This is a genomic window from Geoanaerobacter pelophilus, from assembly GCF_018476885.1.
GTDB classification, from domain to species: Bacteria; Desulfobacterota; Desulfuromonadia; order Geobacterales; family DSM-12255; genus Geoanaerobacter; species Geoanaerobacter pelophilus.
Map to the genome: position 1 here is coordinate 369,381 of NZ_JAHCVJ010000002.1, position 20,283 is coordinate 389,663.

Consider the following 20,283-nt stretch of genomic DNA (forward strand, 5'->3'; position numbering starts at 1 on the left):
AAATGAAGACAAAGGCGTCAACGGTTGCAGACCCCATCAGGGGCATAAGAGTTCACGACGAGATCCAGAAGCTGGCCGAGGCGATGATGAACGGCGAGCTGGACAAACGCGGCGACTGCAGCTGCTATCGCGGTGAGGATGCCGAACTGATCGGGCTTGTCAACAGGATGCTTGACACCCTGGTGACGCCGCTCCGGGTTGCGGCAGGGGCCATCGACGAGATTGCCCATGGCAGGATCCCCCCTTTCATCATTGATGATTACAAGGGAGAGTATGACAGTATAAAACGAAACTTGAATACCCTGCTGGCAACCCTGTACGGGCTGCACAGTGAAACCCGGAACCTGATCGTCAGTATCGAAGAGGGCAAGCTGATGACACGGGGCAATAACTGGGATTTCGAAGGGATCTGGAATGATCTGATCGGAGGAGTCAATGGCACCCTGGATGCGGTCACCCATCCGGTAAGTGAGGCGAGCGACGTGCTTGGCCGGCTTGCCGGTTATGACCTGAGTGCGCGGATGAGGGGCCACTACCACGGCGACCATGCCGTCATAAAGAAGGCAATGAACACAACTGCCGAAGCCCTCCATTCAGCAATTTCGCAAGTTTCCGAGACAGTTGAACTTGTTTCCGACGTCGGCAATCGGATTACCAAGAGCAGCCAGTCAGTTTCCAGCGGCGCCGCCGAGCAGGAACGCCAACTCTCCGAAACATCGCAGAACCTGGTTCATATGGCTGCGGCTTCCACAAACAGTGCACGCAATACCGATGTTGCCCGTCAGACCGCTCAATCGGCAGCGGACTCGGTTACCACGGCAAAAGAATCTATGGAACGGATGCTGGAGGCCATGGCCGACATCCGCTCGTCTGCCGACAATACCGCCGTGATCGTCCAGGAGATAGAAGCCATAGCAAAGGAGACCGACACGCTTTCCACCAGCGCGGCGGACAAGGCGGTTCGGGTGCGCTCCTCTGCCGGAGGCTTTGGCGTGGTCGCCAACGAGATCCGCAACCTTTCCATGAGATGCGAAACCGCAGCCGCAAAGATGGAGGATTTTCGCAAAAACATCCGGCTTGATGCCTCATTGGACCCCAGTGAAACCGGGCGGTTTATGGATGAATTCCAGTACCTGATAGACGACCTCGACAACATTGCCATGCTTTCCAATCTGCTGGGGGTCAACGCTGCCATCGAGGCAGCCCATGTAGAGGGGGCAGGCAACGATTTCGAGGTCCTCACTGATGAAATCCGCCAACTTGCCAGACGGTCAACCGATGCGGCAAAGCGGACCGACAACCTGATCCAGAACTCGGTGGTGCTGTCACGCAAAGGTGAAGCGCTATCAAGGGAGATCGATGGCCATCTTGCCGGTGCGGTTGAAGGGGCATATACGATTGGGTCTCTTACCGAGGAGATGTCACTTGCCAGCCAGGATCAGGCGAGCGGCATCGAGCAGATCAACCGGGCGGTGGCACAGATTAACGAGGTAACGCGCCAGAACGCCGGAAGCGCTTTTGAATCGTCAGAAGCGGCACACAACCTGGAACAACAGGTCAAGAAGCTTTCGTTGATGGTCAATAAGTTCAAGCTGGAGGGCGAACCGGCAGCCACAGCGGCCTAAGCCCCGCAATTCGAATCAGCGCATCATCATGATAACGGGTCGTCGGCAATTTCCAACTCCCTCACCCTGAGTTCCTCACCGGCAAGCTGCTCTATCCCGTATTCGCCACAGGCCGGGCATGGGTCGAACAATGATTTCCGGCTAAACTCCAGGCCACAGGCGGTACATCGACCGACTCCTTCAATGGCAATGATATCCAGCCGCGCCCCTTCCATCAGGGTTCCCTGGCAGCATGCCGTAAAGCAGAATTCCACGGCATCCGGCACTACTCCGGAGAGGGCGCCGATCTCCATGGTAACTGACAGTACTCGGCGCCCGGCTGAGTGTTCCAGACAAATATCGACCACACTTTGAGTAATGGACATTTCATGCATCGGTTAATCGGCCCTCCGCGACTGGTTTCTCAGGATACTACCAGAAAAAGCCGGTAAGAGATAGCCATCTCCCGATTGCCCGGTTTGCAGCGGCATTCCTTGTTTCGCCGGAACTGCTGGTGTATAATTCCGCCTTCAGCTCCAGAACAAGAAATGAGGGTTCCCCGGTGAAACTCAATACCAAGCTGGTCATCATCATGCTTACCCTGCTGGTCATCGCCGTGCTGACATTGTTCGTCATGAACCAGTACAGTCAGCACAAGCTGGTCGAAGAGATCCAGGACAGCTCCAGCGCCATTTCCGAAGTACTGCAGAAGAGCGTCGAGGACCTGACCTCCGAGACCGATGCCGAGACCTCAAAGCTGTCGGAATACGTCGATGAAGCCCGGAAAAAAGGGATCGACGAGATCAACATCATCGACAACGACGGAGAAATCATCGACTCGTCTGACCCGGCCAAGATCGGCAAGCAACGGGACCTGAAGAAGCTGCAGAAGGGGTTCAAACCCATCCCCGGCGCCAAAGGGGCGCGAGGGGTGGCAGGGACGATTGTCAAGCCTTATAAACTAGTGGTGCCGGTGATCATCGGCGACCAGCAGCTGGGATTCGTTGAGATCAACCTGCTGCTGGACAATATCCGGGAGATTCAGCACGATAATTTCGTCCGCCGCCTGGTAGCCACTTTCCTGGTCTTTATTTTCGGTACTGCCACTATCATCTTCCTGGCCCGGCGCTACACCGACCCGATTCATCGCCTCGCCGCAGGGGTCAAGAAAGTTTCTGCCGGAGACCTGAGCGTTACCTTCCCGGTGGAAAGCGGCGACGAAATCGGCGAACTGGCGGTAAACTTCAACGAGATGGTAGGAAAGCTCAGGGAACGCGAATCTCTGGAAAAGCGGCTTTACGAGGCTGAGCACCTGTCCCGGGTCGGGCAACTGGCATCTGGGATTGCCCATGAAATCAGAAACCCACTCAATTACATCAGCCTGGCCGCCGATCACCTCAAAAACGAGATTCAAGTTGCCTGTGACGGCTCGCGTTCGGACCTTAGCGATCTGCTGGACAAGATCAAGGAAGAGGTGCGGCGCGCCAATTACATGGTACTGAATTTCATGAATTACGGCCGGCCGTTGAAAATTCGGCCAAGCGAAGTATCATATTCAGAGCTTGTCAATAAAGCGCTCCCGGTATTGGCCGATAAGCTTGAGGAACAGCGGATAAAGATCATAACCGATATTGCGCCGGACCTGCCGCTGATGTGGGCTGATCCGGAACTGATGCGTAACTGTCTGGTCAACTTCATCACCAATGCATCCCAGGCAATGCCGGACGGCGGCGCCATAACCCTTGGTGCCAGGCTTGACTCCGACAAGAACCAGTTCGAATTGACATTCGCCGATGAAGGGACCGGCATCAACCCCGAAGAGTTGGACAAGATTTTCCAGCCCTATTTTACAACCAAAGAAGCGGGTATCGGCCTTGGCTTAGCCATAACCGAACGGATCATCCGGGAACATGGCGGCACCATCGAAGTAGCCAGCGAACCAGGCGCATGGACGATCTTCACCGTGACCCTACCCACCCGGCCGGTGACCCAATAGTTTAGAAAGAGGAGTATGAATGACCGGCAGCATCCTTATCGTTGACGATGAAAAAGGCCAGCGCGACATCCTTGAGGCAATCCTCAACCGTGAAGGCTATCAGGCCGTATCAGTGCCCGGTGGCCGGGAAGCACTCAAAAAGCTCGAACAGAGTGAATTCGACTTGATCCTGACCGACCTGAAAATGCAGGGGCTCTCCGGCATGGAACTCCTTGAGACGATCCTTGCCCAGAATCCGGACCAGTCGGTAATAATGATGACTGCCCACGGCAGTGTCGATTCCGCGGTAGAGGCCATGGAAAAAGGGGCGTTTTCCTACCTGGAAAAGCCGCTGGACCGGGACAAGCTGCTGATTACCCTGCGCAAGGCATTTGAGCAGATTACCCTGCAGCACGAAAACAGGCTGCTGCACAAGAAACTGCAGGACACGATCACGCTGCCGCAGATAATCGGCGACCACCAGAAGATCAAAGAGGTCTACCGGATTGTCAACAAGATCGCCCCAACCACATCCACTGTCCTGATTTACGGTGAGTCGGGCACCGGCAAGGAGCTGGTTGCCCGGGCCATTCACGAGCTTTCACCCCGGCGTAACGCCCCGTTCCTCGCCATCAACTGTGCCGCTATCCCGGAAACCCTTATTGAGAGTGAACTGTTCGGCCATGAAAAAGGTTCGTTTACCGGCGCTACTGCCCGGGAAACCGGCATTTTCGAGGCTGCCACCGGCGGCACGGTCTTTCTGGACGAGATCGGCGAAATGAATGTCTCGATGCAGGCCAAACTGCTGAGGGCGATCCAGGAGCGAGAGGTCCGCCGGGTCGGCGGCAAGGTCAATATTCCCGTTGACGTCAGGATCATCTCTGCCACGAACAAGGACCTTGAAGCGGAAACCAAGCGAGGCGGGTTTCGCGAAGATCTCTATTATCGGCTCAATGTCATTCGCATAAATCTCCCTTCGCTCAGAGAGCGGGGCAACGACATCGCAGCGCTTGCCGATTTCTTTGTCAAAAAATACAGCTCAGCCTCAGGACTTTCTATAAAAGGAATAGCCAAGCCGACCTTAAAGTACCTGATGAACTACACCTGGCCGGGTAATGTCCGGCAACTGGAGTCGGTTATCGAGCGCGGAGTCATGATGGCTGAAGGAGACCTGATCCAGCCCGAGGATCTGCCGGGAGAAGTCACCCAGAGCAGTTCCCCGGTCGAGGCCATCCGTTTTGATCTCCCCCCTGAAGGGGTATCGCTGGAACAGCTTGAACGGGAACTGATCACCAAGGCAATGGACCGAACCGGCTGGGTTATTGCCAAAGCCGCTCCGCTGCTCGGCATGAGCTACAAAACACTGCAGTACCGGCTTGACAAATTCGGCATCGAAAAGCCTTAGCGCTAACGGCCGATAGCTTGCGCAACTAACAAATTGCAGATTACCGTCTCTAAAGGGGCCTCTATGGATTTCAAGACCATGCTGCACCGTTTCACCGTAATCCCGTCACTTACGCCCGAGCTCTCCCGCCTGCAGAAAATCGCCACCAACCTTTGGTGGACCTGGGAGCCCGAAGCCAGGGAGCTTTTCAAGCGAATCGACCTGGAGTTGTGGCATACCGTCCGGCATAACCCGGTGGAGATGCTTGGCACCCTGCAGCAGGCGACCCTTGACAGCCTGGCCGCCGACGAAGGGTTTATGTCAACCTTGGAGCAGGTGGACGAAAAGCTGCAGGCATACCTCTCTGGTACGACCTGGTTTGAAAAGATGCACGGCAAGGACCATCAGCTCTCTACCGCCTATTTTTCCATGGAATTCGGCTTTCACGAGTCGCTCCCCATCTATTCCGGCGGTCTCGGCATTCTCTCCGGCGATCACCTGAAATCAGCAAGCGACCTCGGCATCCCGCTGGTCGGTGTCGGGCTGTTGTACCGGCAGGGATACTTCAGGCAGTACCTCAATATCGAGGGGTGGCAGCAGGAATACTACCCGGAAAACGACTTCTACAACCTCCCTCTGCATCTGGAGCGTGACGAAAACCGGGTGCCGCTTACCGTGGAGGTCGATCTTCCCGGCCGCAAGCTGAAGGCCCACATCTGGCGGGTACAAGTCGGCAGAATACCGCTCTACCTGCTTGACACCAACCTTGAGGAAAATTCCCCCGAGGACCGGGAGATTACCGCCCAGCTCTACGGTGGCGACCAGGAGATGAGAATCCGCCAGGAGATTCTCCTCGGCATTGGTGGCGTCCGCGCGCTCAGGCTGCTCGGCATCATCCCCAACGTCTGCCATATGAATGAAGGCCATTCCGCCTTCCTGGGGCTGGAGCGAATCAGGCTGATGATGGCGAAATTCAAGGTGTCCTTTAACGAGGCACTGGAGGCAGTGCGCGCCGGGACCGTCTTTACCACGCATACTCCGGTGGAGGCCGGAATCGACCACTTCCACCCCGACCTGCTCGAAAAATACCTGGGGAAATATTACCGGAGCATCGGCATGTCCAAGGATGAGTTCCTCGGACTGGGACGGCAAAATCCGGCCAACCACCATGAATCGTTCTGCATGGCGGTGTTGGCGCTGAAACTGGCGGCGCATGCCAACGGCGTCAGCGAACTGCATGGCGAAGTGTCCCGGCAGATGTGGAAAAATCTCTGGCCCGAGCTCCCGGAAGAGCATCTGCCGCTCTCTTCCATCACCAACGGTGTTCATGCCAAAACCTGGCTTTCCCACGATATGGCCGGGCTCCTGACTAGATACCTCGGCAACCGCTGGCTGGAAGAGCCGACCAACCAAGGAGTATGGCGGAGAATGTCGAAAATTCCGGATGCCGAGTTGTGGCGGATTCATGAGCGTTGCCGGGAACGTCTGGTTGGCTTTGCCCGCGAGCGGCTGAAAGCCCAACTGGCCCAGGTAGGCGCCACGCCGAAAGAGATCGAGGCGGCGGACGAGGTGCTTGATCCCGAGACGCTGACCATCGGCTTTGCCCGTCGCTTTGCCACCTACAAAAGAGGCACCCTGCTGCTCCGCGATCCGGAGCGATTGGCGCGAATCCTCAACAACAGCGAGCGGCCGGTACAGATTATCTTTGCCGGCAAGGCGCACCCGCACGATACCGAAGGAAAGGAACTGATCCGCCAGATCGTCCAGTTCTCCAAACAGGAGCCGTTCCGGCACAAGATCGTCTTCATCGAGGATTATGACATGTCGGTGGCCCGCCACCTGGTCCAGGGGGTCGATGTCTGGCTCAACACGCCACGCCGACCGCTAGAAGCCAGCGGTACCAGCGGCATGAAAGTCGCTTTCAACGGCGGCCTCAATATGAGCATCCTCGACGGCTGGTGGTGCGAAGGGTATCACGGCAACAACGGCTGGGCCATCGGCAAGGGTGAAGTCTACAGCGATATCGAATACCAGAATGAGGTGGAAGGGCGCGCCATCTATGATCTCTTGGAGAAAGAGGTGGTGCCGCTGTTCTATGACCGCGGCGGAGACAGCATGCCACGCGGTTGGATCTCATGGATGAAAAACTCGATGATGTCCCTCTGTCCGGTGTTCAGCACCGACAGGATGGTGCAGGAATATGCCGATCGTTTCTACACCCACTCTTACAGCCATTGGAAGAAACTGGCTGAAGACGATTTAAAGCTGGCCAGCGATCTCTCGAAATGGAAGGCCAATATCCGATCTATCTGGCACAAGATAAGGATCGACGGCATTGAGTCCAATGGCACCGACGAAGTTGCCAGCGGCTCAAAAATCATGGCCTCTGCCCGGATTTTTCTCGGTGACCTGACCTTGAACGAAATCGCGGTCGATGCCTATTTTGGAGTGCTTGATTCCAGGGGCAACATTGTCGGCGGCGAACTGATCCCCCTTACCAAAGCTGAAGATCTGGGGGGCGGCACCTATCGCTTCCAGGGAGAGCTTGAATGCCGGTTCTGCGGGCGTCACGGCTTTCTGGTCAGGATCATGCCCAGCCACCCCGAACTGGGGCCAATATACGAGCCGGGACTCCTTCGCTGGGGGTAATGGCGGTTCCGGGTTGAGAAAATTCCGGAGGTAGGTTATCTTGTGGGGCCGAGTAGTCGGCCCCATTTCTTTTTTTCGTTGACCGTGATGAAACTATTAAAATTTACCATTCTCCTACTGTCATTAACGCTTGCGGCCTGCACCTCAATGGTCCCCAGGGAGAGCCTCCCCTTCCCACTTACCAATGCTGACTCGCCGAAACAGGTTAAGGTGGTGAGCATCCCGTTGCCGGTGATTGCCTCCAGTCCCAATGAAGGGATAACTGGCGGCGCACTGACCGCGTTCCTCATCCACAACGCCAAAGATGAGATCAACACCCTGGTGGCGCCGCAGGTCAACTACAATGAAAACTTCGGGGTCACGACCTCACTTTATGGGGCATTCTACCCCACCCCCTCCCGGAATTGGGAAACCAACCTCTCGCAGTCGACAAAGATCAACAACGATTATGAACTGCGGATCACTGACAAGAGTTTCTTAGATGGCAAACTTGAGCTTAATGCCTTTGCTTTTCATCTGACCGACGGTTCATCCCGCTTTTTCGGCTTCCAGTCCGACAGCAGCAAGGACAACGAAACCAACTATGCCAACAAGGAGACCGGCTTTACGCTTTCCGCCTCCTACAACTTCTGGCGACATGTCAGCTTCTTTACCGGAGAGCGCCTGCGGGTCGTCTCCATCCGTGAAGGGGCAGTAAAAGGGGTACCGTTCTTAAAGGACGTCTTCAACCCGGCCGAAGTGCCGGGCAGCGACGGCTTCACCGCCCATGCCCAGAGATTCGGGCTCAGCTACAGCACCCTGGACAGCATGATCGCTCCAACTTTCGGCGGCTACGCCAGGGTTTCGGTGGAAATCAGTTCGGAGAACCTCGGCAGCAGTGCCAATTACCAGCATTACGAGGCAGAGGCCAAGGGGTACATCCCGCTGGACAATACCCGCTACATCACTGCCTTTCGGCTTGCCTACAATCAGACCCTTGGCAGCTCGGTACCATTCCTGGAGAGGAGTATCCTCGGCGGAGAATCGACCCTGCGGGGCTACGGCCGTAACCGGTTCATCGACTCCAGCTACTTCCTGTGCAATCTTGAGGAGAGAATCCGGCTGTTCCGGTGGGAGATTTTTGACGTTACTGCGGATTGGGAACTGGCACCGTTCATTGATCTCGGCGCGGTTATCGAAAAGCTGGACAAGGCCAATTCGCGCAACTTCGAATTCAACCCCGGCGTCGGCTTCCGGGCGATTGTCCGACCGAACATCGTTGGCAGGGTGGATCTGGGGTTCGGCAAGGATGGTCCGGCGGTATTTGTCGGCCTAGGACATCCGTTCTGACTTGATTGCGCTGAAAACGCCCATCTGCGTTGTTCCCTTCGTCGCTCGTCGCTGCGGCGTAGCGCTGCTACGCCTCACTTCTCGCTCCTCGGTGCCTAGCATCTGGACATTTTTGAGCGCAATCAGACCCTCACATCCAGCTCCTCGTATGCCTTGACCTTGCGAAGTCTTCGCGCCTGGATCAATCTTTATTTACGGAACTCCCTTGCCGGGTGCCGCGACGCTCGAACTCCCGATCGATGGTGTTGAGCAGCACGAACTTGGCGGTTCCCCACGCCGGGGCCACCATGTTGAAGCCGCCGTCACCCACCAGCCGCATGACCAGCATCCGCGGATCGAGCCGCTCCAGAAAATCGCAGACCAGCCCAACATATTGGTCCCGCTCCAGCAGCTCCAGCTCCCCCTGTTGATACATCGCCTCCAGCCGGGTCTCCTTCATCACATGGAGATGATGCAGCTTGACCCCGCCGATCCCGAGCTGGTTCAGGAGGTCTGCCGTTTTGAGCATCTCTTCCCGGGTCTCTCCCGGCAGGCCGAAGATCAGGTGGACGCAGACCTTGATGCCTCGGGCAGCACAGCGCTCGGCAGCTGCCACGAAACAGGCGGTATCGTGACCGCGGTTGATGGCAACCAGGGTCCGATCCACCGATGATTGCAGCCCCAGTTCCAGCCACAAATAGGTTTTTCGGGAATAATCCGCCAGCAGATCGAGGACATCATCAGGCAGGCAATCGGGGCGGGTGCCGACGATCAAACCGACGACATCAGGAACGGCCAGCGCCTCGTCATAAAGCCTGGCCAAGTGAGCTACCGGTGCATAAGTATTGGAATACGCTTGGAAATACGCCAGGAACTTGCCGGCGCCGTACTTGCCGATCATGAACTCCTTGCCATGCGCCAACTGCTCGGCAACGGAGCGGTCGCGCACGATCCCCTTAGCGCCGGAGCCGTTGCCGCCGCAAAAGATGCACCCCTCAGAAGCGACGCTGCCATCGCGGTTCGGGCAGGTAAACCCGGCGTCAACCGATATTCGCTGCACCCGGCAGCCGAAGAGCCGGCGCAGCTCAGCAGTGAAGGCATTGAATCTTTTTTCGGACATGGCGTTACAATAGCCCAGCGCGCTGGTGATGACAACCACTTCCCGCTCCCGGCCGGATCCTGTTTTGATGTTGTTGGAGAAATGGGGCTATGCCCCTGCAAAGTGAGGGTCAGGCTCAAGGACCAGCAACGAATCCCTGATATTTTCCGCCAGCTTTTTCGGGCGTAAGCGGCACGACCTGTTGCGGCCATTGTGCTTGGCCCGGTACATCTCCTGGTCAGCAATGGCGACGACGTCCCGCCAGGAACTGCAGTTTTCACCAGCAAGCGGGAATGAGGCGATGCCGCAACTCAGGGTAACAACCCCGTACGGGCTCTTGCAGTGTGGAATTGCCACCCCTCTGATCGCGTGCATCACCCGCTCGACCAGTATTTCCGCGCCATCCAGTTCAGTCTCCGGCAGAAGCAGCAGCAGCTCTTCCCCGCCATAACGATAGACCCGGTCAGCTGTGCGGATCCGGCCGGCAATGGCACCGGCAACGGTTTTCAGCGCATAATCTCCGGCGAGATGGCCGTAGGTGTCATTGTAACGCTTGAAGAAATCGAAATCAAAGAGGGCCACGCTATAGGAGCGTCCATACCTGGCCGCCTGGGCATGAGAGTGCTCCAGGTCGACCTCCATTGCCCGCCGGTTGCCGATCCCCATCAGGGCATCTACGAATGAAAGCGCCTTGAGCTTGTCATTGGCTTCCACCAACTCGCGGGTCCGGGTGGATATGGTCTGTTCGATGATCTCGCGCTGCTTTTCATAGGTATGAAAATGGGCCTGGGCCAGATCGACCAGATTGACAATCCCCTTGAGCTTGCCGTCAGCATCAACAACCGGGAGATGGCGAAATTTCCGTGCCGTTGTTATGACCAAGGCGTCGAACAGCGTGGTGTTTTCGGTAATGGAAACCACCGGCCGGGACATGATCCCCGATACCCTGATCGCGGAAAACACCTCTCGCGCGCCCCTGCTTGCCAGTAACCGGATGAAATCGAACTCGGTAACAATGCCAACAGGGATATCGTTCTCAGTTACCACCACGCAGGAGCATTTGCTGTCCCGCATCAGGGTGGTGACATCCTGCAGGGTTGCGTCCAAAGAAGTGCATACTACAGTTTCCGACATGATACTGTTCACGAAGATGTCTTGCATCTAACTCTCCAGCCGGTGCCTTCCGAAATAGCATCCAAATGACTGGAGCAGGCTATCAGTCATTGAATCTGCAGAAATTTCGGACCGGAAAGGGAATAGGCGACGAGTGCGTATCAGGAAGGGTAAGCAAAAGCATTCGCAGCTGCTGGTTGGATTCTTATCGGAAAGGGGAGTTGAAGCTTTAACAGATTTTTCCCAGATAATACTGCATTCACATTATTCAACGGTAGCGAGACAAAAGTCCAGATTACGCCGCTCTTTTTCCTCTTCTCAGCCAGATCAGCATGAGGTTGGCAACGGTAAAGAACAGCGCGCCAGCCAGGGCCAATGGCGCTCCCGGCTCCCGGTGAATTTCAACCAGGGCGGTCCTGACTGGAGAAGGCTCGACATTCTTCAAATAGACACCGAATCCCTTGTAAAAGTAAGGATGATTGGGGCTGAAGGTCCCTTTGATAACCCCGGAAGGTGTCGAATGCCGTAAGACACCGCTGAAATCGAGCGGCATCCCCATCGGCCCAATCTGGACATCCAGCTTGACCAGGTCCAGCCGGGAACCGTCGGGGAAACTGAATGCCCCGCCTTCAGGAAGCGGCCCGCCATCCTTGAACCCGCCATAGGCGCTGGAAAGATGGGCCAGCATGATCAACAGGAAGCCAAGATGCATCAGCTGCGGGGCAATCCGGATCAGAAAACTTCCCCGCTGCCACTTGGCCCGGAGCGACTCGATGCTGCACAGCACGGTATTTAGCGCCAATACCGCCAGAATGGCAACCGTGATCCAAAGCCACCAGGTCTCGGCAGGCGGCGCCTGGGTCAGCCAGATGAACAGCGGAACATCATTGATGGCCGATCCTTCCTTGGCAATGAAAGAACCAATGCCGAGGAACAGCATCACCCCGGAAACCAGCCAGATGCCGAGGTCAAGGGACGTAAGGAAATCATACAGTTTTTTCATAAAATCACCAAAAAGACCACGATCAGAAACTATGCGAACTTTTCATCAGCATGCTCACGCCAAGATAGGTAAACAGGGTCACCCCGAAGCCGATAATCCCGGCCCAGGCCACCAGTCGGTCGGCATTAGCCCCTTTCAGGCGCAGGTGCAGGTACAGCGAGTAGAAGAGCCAGAGTATCGATGTCCAGAGCTCTTTGGGCGTCCAGAGCCAGTAGGTGCCCCAGGCGTAATATCCCCAGATCCCGCCTGACACCATCGATGCCGAGAAAAAGGTATAGCCGATCAGCGCCGCCTTGTACTGGAGGTCAAGCAACGTGCGGTCGTTGCGGGCAAGGTACAGCCCGCCAAGGATCGCGCCGATGCCGAACAGTCCGTAGGCGAAAAAGGCAAGTGCCACGTGGAGTTCGAACCAGAGGGTGTTGAGCACCGGGGGCAACGGCATGTTCATGGAGCGAAACGGCAGGGCCAGCAGGGCAAAAAGGGCGGCCAGGGCGCCGATGCTCCAGGAAAGGGTCGAATCCTTTTTCACGCCCCGGGCGTAGAGAAACGGTAGCCCCATCAGGGCAATGGAGGTGGAAAAGAATGCCAGGGTGTCATGGGGGCCGATCAATGGCAAGCGGCCCAGGGCTGTGCCGCGCATCCCCATGTGAATAAGTTCTGCTACGAGCCCTGCAAGAAAAAGCGGACGGGAATAGGAGCCGAACAGGTAGAGGCCGGCCGAGGTAATGAGGAGCCATTTCATGGGGGGAACTTACAATGATATGGCAGAACGTAGCAAGCGGAAAGTTAAAGTGCCCCCTGCCGGTAAACGGTCAGGGGGCGCTATTAATCTATACGGTCTTCAATTGCCCTGCAGAAAAGCAGAACGTCAGCTGGCCTTCTGGCTTTTGTTCCGGTAGACAACTACCGGAGCCTGATCACGCCTCGGAGCGCCCCATCGCTTGTTCTTGCTGCTAGCTGGAGTGTTTGCCGTTGAAGCATTGCTCCTCGCCCCGCTTTTGGCGGGTCCGGCAGCGGAACGCCCGCGCGAAGCACCGGCACCTTTCCCCTTGGCAAGCCTGCGCAGCGCCTGAAGCGGCTCAAGACCGGGAATGACATGCACGGGGAGAGCAGAACCGGTAAACTTCTCGATCCGGTCAAGGTAGCTAATCTCGTTATGGGAGACGAAAGAGATGGCGATCCCCGATGCCCCAGCGCGGCCGGTACGACCAATGCGGTGCACATAGTCTTCGGCGAACTTGGGGAGATCGAAGTTTATGACATGGCTGATGCCGGTTACGTCAAGACCTCGGGCCGCAACGTCAGTGGCGACAAGGACCTTCACCTGGCCGCGGTGCATGTTGGTGATGGTACGGTTGCGCGCCCCTTGGGTCATGTCACCGTGCAGCGCTGCCGTCTTGTGGCCGAGCGCGGCAAGGTCCTTGGCAAGGGAATCGGCATCGCGTTTGGTCGCGGAGAAGACAATCGCCTTGGTTACATCCTGTTCGGCCAGGAGATGCTCCAGAAGCCGGTTCTTGTGCGGCAGGTTGTCGGCAACCAGCAGGCGCTGTTCGATATTGGCGTGGGTGATCTGGTTTGGCGCGATCTGAATCAGTTCAGGATTTCTCAGGAGCCCGCCAGCAAGTTTTTTGATGCGATGATCAAGCGTTGCCGAGAACAGGAGGGTCTGGCGACCGGCCGGTGTGGCAGCAGCAATCTTCTCCACATCTTCGACAAAGCCCATATCCAGCATCCGATCGGCTTCGTCCAGAATGAGCATCTCCAGGCGCGACAGATTGAGCCTGCCATTTTCCAGGTGGTCGATGAGCCTGCCGGGCGTGGCAACGATAAAGTCAACCGGCGCGGAAAGCATCCGCAGCTGCTCGCGGTACGGCATGCCGCCGAGAATGGCGCCGCTCCGGACCCGCATGAGTTTGCCGTAAGCACGGACCGCGTCAGTAACCTGGTTTGCCAGTTCGCGGGTCGGGGTCAGAACCAGGATACGCGGTCCCTTGCCTGATGCAACCGGAGGAGATGAAAGCCGTTGCAGCGCTGGCAACACAAAAGCGGCAGTCTTGCCGGTGCCGGTCTGGGCAGAGGCAATGATATCATGACCGGCCATCGCCTTGGGGATCGCTTCGGCCTGGATGCTGGTCGGTTCTTTGTAGCCACAGTTGTCAAGCGCCTTGAGAATTGAGGGAGAGAGGTTGAGTTCAGCAAAAGTCATTAACTGTTCCTTCTTTCTGGATTGGTCCGGAACTTTCCGGACTGCTGTTTGTGCCCGCCGTTCAAGGTGAGGCACTGACGGTCGCAGGCAGACATAGCCGGACAAAACCGAAAACGGCGCATTCCTTCAGGTGGACGCATATTATTGAACTGAGTTTTAAGCGATGGCGGATCGAGAAAGGCGGCCTGCGGAATACCAGTGGGGTGCTGTGAAGAGCTGCAACCTGCTTGAAGAGGACGACATACTAGCCCGCCAGGGCAAAGTGAATATCTCTTATACCAATATATTTAACAGCAAAGCAAGCTTTTTCATTAAAGTGCGGAATATTTGTCCGGCAGGAGAGCCTGACGATTGAGTACGCAGTGGCAGCAACCGGGTCCGACAGCTTATTCTAGATGTGGAACATAGCTGAGATTTCTGTTATCCTCACCCGTTATGGCCATAGACGCAAAAATTAAAGAACTGATGGCCGGCGGAGCATCTCCTGCCGGAAGATTATCCATAACAGGACTGCGCGGTTCTGCTCCGGCCTGGCTGCTCTCCCGCATCATGCCGGCAACGCCGGTTCCGCTACTCGTCATCACCCCGGATAGCGATGCCGCCGACGAGCTGCATCGCGAATTATCTTTCTACAGCGGCTTCCAGGAAGGGGTCCTTACTTTCCCCGCTTGGGAAAGCACCCCCTTTGAGCATGCCTCACCCCATCCTGATCTTACCGGTCGCAGGCTCAACACTCTTTTCGCCATCACCAGCGGCACGGCAAAGGTGGTGATCGCGCCGGTCACCGCGCTCTGCCAGCGGGTCCTCTCCAGGGCCGACCTGGGGAAGGTCTCGGATTACCTGTTGGCCGGGGAAGAGGCTGACCGCGAAGCACTGCTGGCAAAATTGGTAAGGCTTGGCTACTCGCACGTGCCGCTGGTTGAAGACCGCGGCTCATTTGCCGCCAGAGGCGGCATCCTGGACATTTTCCCACCGAACCTTGCCGCGCCGGTCAGGATCGAGTTCTTCGGCGATTTCGTTGAGACGATCCGAACGTTCGATCCGCTGACCCAGCGGTCGCTGCATCCCCTTGAAGAGCTGGTCCTGCTCCCCTCCCGGGAGATCATCCTCAACCACGAGGTGATGCAGCAACTGCCGCCGCGGCTGAAAAAGCTGTGCGACTCTCTTGACATCCCGCTGCCCCGGCGGCGCGAGCTGCTGGAGCAATTGCAGAACGCCATTTATCCTCCCGGAGTCGAGTATCTCCAGCCACTGTTTCACCCCGATCTGGAGACCCTGTTCGATTACGTGGGCAGCGCCGCCATCAGGGTCTTGACCGACCCCGATGCCATAGATGCCTCAATTGAGAGGTTTGCCGGGGAGCTCGAACTTGCCGAAGCCAAGGCCCAGGAGCGCGAAGAGATTGTCTGCGAGCGAAGCGCCCTGTTCCTGCCTGGCGAGCAAGTGAAGGGTTTGATCGCAGCAGGGCCTGCTGTTTCACTGCCGACGCTCGAACTGCTTGACCAGAGCGTAACCACCACTGCCATCAAATGCCAGGACAACTCAGACTTGAGGCTGTCCCTGTCACCAGACAGCGAAGGGGTCCTCAAACCGCTGGTCGATAAGATTTCCGACTGGCTTGCCGACCAGCAGCGCGTCATGGTGATCTGCAGCCAGAAAGCCCAATCGCAGCGGCTTTACGATCTGCTTTCCCCCCACGGGCTGCCGGTGGCCCTTGACGAGAATCCTTTTCCCATACTGGTGGAGCGCCGGGATCGGCGAGTCTCGATCCTTACCGGAGACATTGCCCGAGGCTTTCGCCTGCCGGATGAGAAGCTCGTGGTGGTGGCGGAAGAGGAGATCTTCGGCCCCCGCTCACGGCGGCGAGGACTTACCGAGGCGCGCAAGAAGCAGATCCTCACCTCCCTGGCTGAACTGAAACCGGGCGACCATATGGTGCACCTCGATTTCGGCGTCGGCATCTACCGGGGTCTGCAACACCTGACCCTGGGTGATGTCGAAGGGGATTTTCTCCTACTTGAATACGCCGGCAGCGACCGACTGTACCTGCCGGTGGACCGGCTCAATCTGGTGCAGCGTTATGTGGGTGCCGAGGGGGTCGAGCCACATCTCGATAAGCTTGGCGGTGCCGGGTGGGAGAAGGCCAAGGCCAAGGCCCGCGCTGCAGTGGAAGAGATGGCCGGCGAACTGCTGAAGATCTATGCCGAGCGCCAGGTAAAGGAAGGGCATGCCTTTTCGCCGCCGGACGAGATGTTCAAAGAGTTCGAGGCCTCCTTTGCCTGGGATGAAACCCCTGACCAGATGGCGGCCATCGAGGATGTCTTGGCCGACATGCAGTCAGCCAAGCCGATGGACCGCCTGGTATGCGGCGATGTCGGCTATGGCAAGACCGAAGTGGCCATGCGCGGCGCCTTCAAGGCGGTGATGGACGGCAAGCAGGTGGCAGTGCTGGTGCCGACCACCATCCTGGCGCAGCAGCACCAGGAGACCTTCCTCAAGCGCTTTGCCGAATACCCGGTAACGGTCGAGATGCTCTCCCGCTTTCGAACCCCGAAGGAACAAAAAGAGACGCTGGCTCGGGTGGCCAAAGGGGAAGTCGATGTCGTCATCGGCACCCACCGGCTGCTGCAGGCAGATGTCCAGTTCAAGGACCTGGGGTTGCTCATCGTTGACGAAGAACAGAGGTTCGGGGTGGCGCACAAGGAGAAGCTCAAGAAATACCGTGCCACCGTTGACATCATGACCCTGACTGCCACTCCCATCCCGAGAACACTGTATATGTCGATGATGGGGATCCGCGACCTGTCGATCATCGACACTCCGCCGGTGGACCGGCTGGCGATCAAGACTTTTGTGGCCAGGTTCTCCGAAGAGCTGGTGCGTGAGGCGGTACTGCGCGAGCTGCGCCGCGGCGGCCAGGTATTTTTCGTCCACAACCGGGTACAGAGTATCGGCCTGATGCAGGAGCATCTGCAGCGGATCATTCCGGAGGCGAAGATCGCCGTCGGCCATGGCCAGATGGATGAAAAAGAGCTGGAAAAGGTGATGCTCGGCTTTATGCACGGCGAGACCAACCTGCTGCTCTGCACCACCATTATCGAGTCCGGACTCGATATCCCGACCGCCAACACCCTGATCATCAATCGCGCCGACTCCTTCGGCCTGTCCCAGCTTTACCAGTTGCGCGGGCGCGTCGGGCGCTCCAAGCAGCGGGCCTACGCTTACTTCCTGATCCCCGGCGAAGGGGCGATCTCCCAGGATGCCAGGGAGCGGCTTCGGATCATGCAGGAGATTACCGAGCTCGGGGCCGGGTTCCGGATCGCCACGCATGACCTGGAGATCCGCGGCGCCGGCGACCTGCTGGGGGGCAAGCAGTCGGGCCAGATTGCCGCAGTCGGTTTTGAACTGTATACCGAGATGCTGGAAGAGGCGGTTGACCAGATGAAAGGGGAAGAGCGTGAGATCAGGATCGAACCGGAACTGAAGCTGCGCGTGCCGGCCTTCATCCCCGAAGATTACGTGCCGCAACCGAACCTGCGGCTTATTCTCTACAAAAAGCTCACCCAGGCGCAGAACGAGGAGGACGTCGCCGATGTCGGCCAGGAGTTTGCCGACCGCTTCGGGCCGCTGCCGCCGGCAGTCACCTTCCTGATCGAGGTGATGAAAATCCGGATCATGCTGAAACAGCGGCTGATCCAGGAGATCGAGTTCGATGGCAGCCGTTTGCTGCTCTCGTTCCATCAAAAGACCGTGGTCTCGCCGGACACCATCATCGGCCTGGTCAGGAGCCAGCCCAAGAAGTACCAGTTTACCCCGGATTTCCGGCTCATTGCCGAACTGACGGACCGCTCATTCGACGGCATCCTCAGCGAGGCCAGAAATCTCTTGAAATGCCTTGGCCAGGTATGTTAGCGTGCCGCAGTTACCATAAAACCTTGTCGCAAGGAGTTTTAACGTGCCTAGAATTCTTAATAGTTTAGCGTTGGTCCTGGCCGGTGCCGCACTGATTGCCGGGTGCAACGCCAAGAAGGGCGAAGAAGGCCAAAAACCTGCAAAAAGTAGCGAGGAAGTGCTTGCCGAGGTAAGCGGCGCCACCATTACCACCGAAGATTTCAAAAAAGAGCTGGAGAATCTCCCTCCGTACCTCAAACCGATGACTGAGACCGCTGAAGGCAAGAAGGAAATGCTGGAAACCATGGTCATCCGGGAGTTGATCCTGCAGCAGGCCAAAAAGGACGGCATTGACAAGAGCCAGCTCGTGGCCGACAAGCTTGAAGATATCAAAAAACGCCTCGTGGTTGAGGCCTATCTAAAGAAGAAGGTCGAGGAGCAGTCCAACATCTCTGATGCCGATCTGCAGAAATTCTACGACGAGAACAAGGACAAGTTCAAAAGCGGCGACCAGATCAAGGCAAGCCATATCCTTGTAAAAGACGAAAAGCTGGCCCAGGAGATCCTCGGCAAGCTCAAGGCTGGCGGCTCTTTTGAGGAACTCGCCAAGAAGAACTCCATGGATTCCGCCGGTGCCAAAGGCGGCGATCTCGGCTGGTTCAGCAAAGGCTCAATGCTTCCGGAGTTTGAAAAGGCCGCTTTCAGCCTCAAGGAGGGTGAGACCTCCGGCATCGTCAAGACCAAGTTCGGCTTTCACATTATCAAGCTGACCGGCAAGCGGGCCGCCGGGCAGAGAGCTTTTGCCGAGGTGAAAGACCAGATCAAGGCCGCGTTGCTGCCGACCAAGCAGCAGGAAGTCTTCCAGAAACTGAAAGATGAGCTCAAGAAAAGCTCAAAATATACCATCAAGGAAGATGTCCTGAAAAAGATGGATGGCTCCGGCGACGGCGCTGACAAAGACAAGCAGCCAGAGGCCCCCAAATCGGCTCCTCCGGCCCCAGAAAAGAAATAATATCCAAACATCATGAAGGGCCGGGGACACGTTCCCGGCCTTTTTTATTGAAGAGAGGCGATCAATGATTCGCATTTTCCTAGTGCTGTCCCTGCTGCTGGCGTCCTATCCCGCGGCGAACGCCGGGGCTGAGGTAATAAGCAGCATAGCGGCCATTGTCAACGATGAGATCATTACCAACCGCGATCTTGACAACGAATTCAAGGTGATGGCCCGGGAGGCCAACCGCAAGGAGCCATTTACCCCGGAAGAGCAGCTCAAGCTCCGCACTGCGGCGGTAAACCGCCTGATCGATCGGAGGCTTGTGGATCAGAAGATCAAGGAGCTTGACATCAAGGTCTCTGAAGAGGAAATCAGGCAGTCGATTGAAGAGGTGAAAAAGCAGAACAAGATGTCCCAGGAGCGGCTGATCGAAGCGCTGGCAGGCCAGGGGCTCTCTTTTGACCAATACAAGGCACAGATCAAGGATCAGTTGGAACGGCTGCGACTGATGAGCCAGGAGGTCAAAGCCAAGGTCCAGGTAACGCTGAAAGAGGTGCTGGAGTATTATCAGGCCAATCGGTCCAAATTCGGTGAACAGGAACTGTACCGCGCCAGACATATTCTCTTTGCCCTGCCAAAGGATGCCACTGACAGCGATCTGGCCAAGACCAGGGAAAAGGCCGACAAGGCTTTGAAAGAAGCAAAGGGTGGCGCCGATTTCGCGGAACTGGCCAAGAAGTATTCCGATGACCCGAATGCCGCCACTGACGGCGGCGAACTCGGGACCTTCAAGAAGGGGGACCTGCTGCCGGAGATGGAGGCTGTGGTGATAAAGCTGAATCCCGGCGAGGTCAGTGATCCGGTCCGTTCCAAGTCAGGTCTGCATATCATCAAGCTGGAAAAGAAGTTTCTCGGCGATATCAAGCCGTTCGATGAGGTAAAAGGGGAGATCGAGGAAACCTTGTACCGGCAGAAATCAGAGGCCCGCTTTAATCAATGGGTCAGCGACCTCAGGAAAAATGCCGCTATCGAGATCAAGCCATGATCAGGCGGTAGC

General features: G+C 56.9%; 14 protein-coding genes. 8 read left to right on the top strand and 6 right to left on the bottom strand.

What is annotated here, in order from left to right; all coding sequences use genetic code 11:
- The first annotated feature begins 2 nt into the window (after positions 1 to 2).
- Positions 3 to 1,625 (top strand): methyl-accepting chemotaxis protein, encoded by a 1,623-nt coding sequence (locus KI809_RS07160; RefSeq protein WP_214170850.1) that lies wholly within the window; start codon positions 3 to 5, stop codon positions 1,623 to 1,625.
- A gap of 26 nt (positions 1,626 to 1,651) precedes the next feature.
- Here KI809_RS07160 and KI809_RS07165 read toward each other — a convergent pair whose 3' ends face one another.
- Positions 1,652 to 1,999: a hydrogenase maturation nickel metallochaperone HypA/HybF gene (locus tag KI809_RS07165; protein WP_214170851.1), complete on the bottom strand. Its 348-nt coding sequence runs from the start codon at positions 1,997 to 1,999 to the stop codon at positions 1,652 to 1,654.
- 167 nt (positions 2,000 to 2,166) lie between these two features.
- On the opposite strand from KI809_RS07165, the gene KI809_RS07170 reads away from it, so the two are divergent.
- The 4 genes from KI809_RS07170 to KI809_RS07185 all read left to right on the top strand — a co-directional run bounded on the left by KI809_RS07170 (position 2,167) and on the right by KI809_RS07185 (position 8,941).
- Complete coding sequence (locus KI809_RS07170; protein ID WP_214170852.1) at positions 2,167 to 3,600, top strand: sensor histidine kinase; 1,434 nt, start codon at positions 2,167 to 2,169, stop codon at positions 3,598 to 3,600.
- Positions 3,601 to 3,619: 19 nt separating this feature from the next.
- A complete protein-coding gene (locus KI809_RS07175; protein ID WP_214170853.1) occupies positions 3,620 to 4,984 on the top strand; it encodes a sigma-54-dependent transcriptional regulator in 1,365 nt (454 codons plus the stop codon).
- Positions 4,985 to 5,047: 63 nt separating this feature from the next.
- On the top strand, positions 5,048 to 7,612 hold the full coding sequence (locus KI809_RS07180; protein WP_214170854.1) for a glycosyltransferase family 1 protein: 2,565 nt from the start codon (positions 5,048 to 5,050) through the stop codon (positions 7,610 to 7,612).
- 87 nt (positions 7,613 to 7,699) lie between these two features.
- The gene (locus KI809_RS07185; protein ID WP_214170855.1) at positions 7,700 to 8,941 is read left to right on the top strand and encodes a BamA/TamA family outer membrane protein; all 1,242 of its coding nucleotides are present in this window, start codon (positions 7,700 to 7,702) and stop codon (positions 8,939 to 8,941) included.
- Between the two features lie 181 nt (positions 8,942 to 9,122).
- On the opposite strand, the gene mnmL is transcribed toward KI809_RS07185, so the two are convergent.
- From mnmL to KI809_RS07210, 5 genes are all read right to left on the bottom strand, one after another.
- Positions 9,123 to 10,040 carry a tRNA modification radical SAM protein MnmL/YtqA gene (gene mnmL, locus KI809_RS07190; RefSeq protein WP_214171060.1) on the bottom strand — a complete coding sequence of 306 codons (918 nt, stop codon included), beginning with the start codon at positions 10,038 to 10,040 and terminating at the stop codon, positions 9,123 to 9,125.
- An 87-nt stretch (positions 10,041 to 10,127) separates the two neighbouring features.
- A complete protein-coding gene (locus KI809_RS07195) occupies positions 10,128 to 11,180 on the bottom strand; it encodes a GGDEF domain-containing protein (protein ID WP_214170856.1) in 1,053 nt (350 codons plus the stop codon).
- 247 nt (positions 11,181 to 11,427) lie between these two features.
- Entirely contained in the window at positions 11,428 to 12,135 is a 708-nt protein-coding gene (locus KI809_RS07200; RefSeq protein ID WP_214170857.1) for a cytochrome c biogenesis protein ResB, read from the bottom strand.
- A 22-nt stretch (positions 12,136 to 12,157) separates the two neighbouring features.
- The gene (locus KI809_RS07205) at positions 12,158 to 12,877 is read right to left on the bottom strand and encodes a cytochrome c biogenesis protein (RefSeq protein WP_214170858.1); all 720 of its coding nucleotides are present in this window, start codon (positions 12,875 to 12,877) and stop codon (positions 12,158 to 12,160) included.
- A gap of 126 nt (positions 12,878 to 13,003) precedes the next feature.
- On the bottom strand, positions 13,004 to 14,341 hold the full coding sequence (locus KI809_RS07210; protein ID WP_214170859.1) for a DEAD/DEAH box helicase: 1,338 nt from the start codon (positions 14,339 to 14,341) through the stop codon (positions 13,004 to 13,006).
- Between the two features lie 465 nt (positions 14,342 to 14,806).
- On the opposite strand from KI809_RS07210, the gene mfd reads away from it, so the two are divergent.
- From mfd to KI809_RS07225, 3 genes are all read left to right on the top strand, one after another.
- Complete coding sequence (gene mfd, locus KI809_RS07215; RefSeq protein WP_246559268.1) at positions 14,807 to 18,253, top strand: transcription-repair coupling factor; 3,447 nt, start codon at positions 14,807 to 14,809, stop codon at positions 18,251 to 18,253.
- Between the two features lie 52 nt (positions 18,254 to 18,305).
- The gene (locus KI809_RS07220) at positions 18,306 to 19,244 is read left to right on the top strand and encodes a peptidylprolyl isomerase (RefSeq protein WP_435052248.1); all 939 of its coding nucleotides are present in this window, start codon (positions 18,306 to 18,308) and stop codon (positions 19,242 to 19,244) included.
- A 64-nt stretch (positions 19,245 to 19,308) separates the two neighbouring features.
- Positions 19,309 to 20,271 carry a peptidylprolyl isomerase gene (locus tag KI809_RS07225; protein ID WP_214170861.1) on the top strand — a complete coding sequence of 321 codons (963 nt, stop codon included), beginning with the start codon at positions 19,309 to 19,311 and terminating at the stop codon, positions 20,269 to 20,271.
- Positions 20,272 to 20,283: the final 12 nt, after the last annotated feature.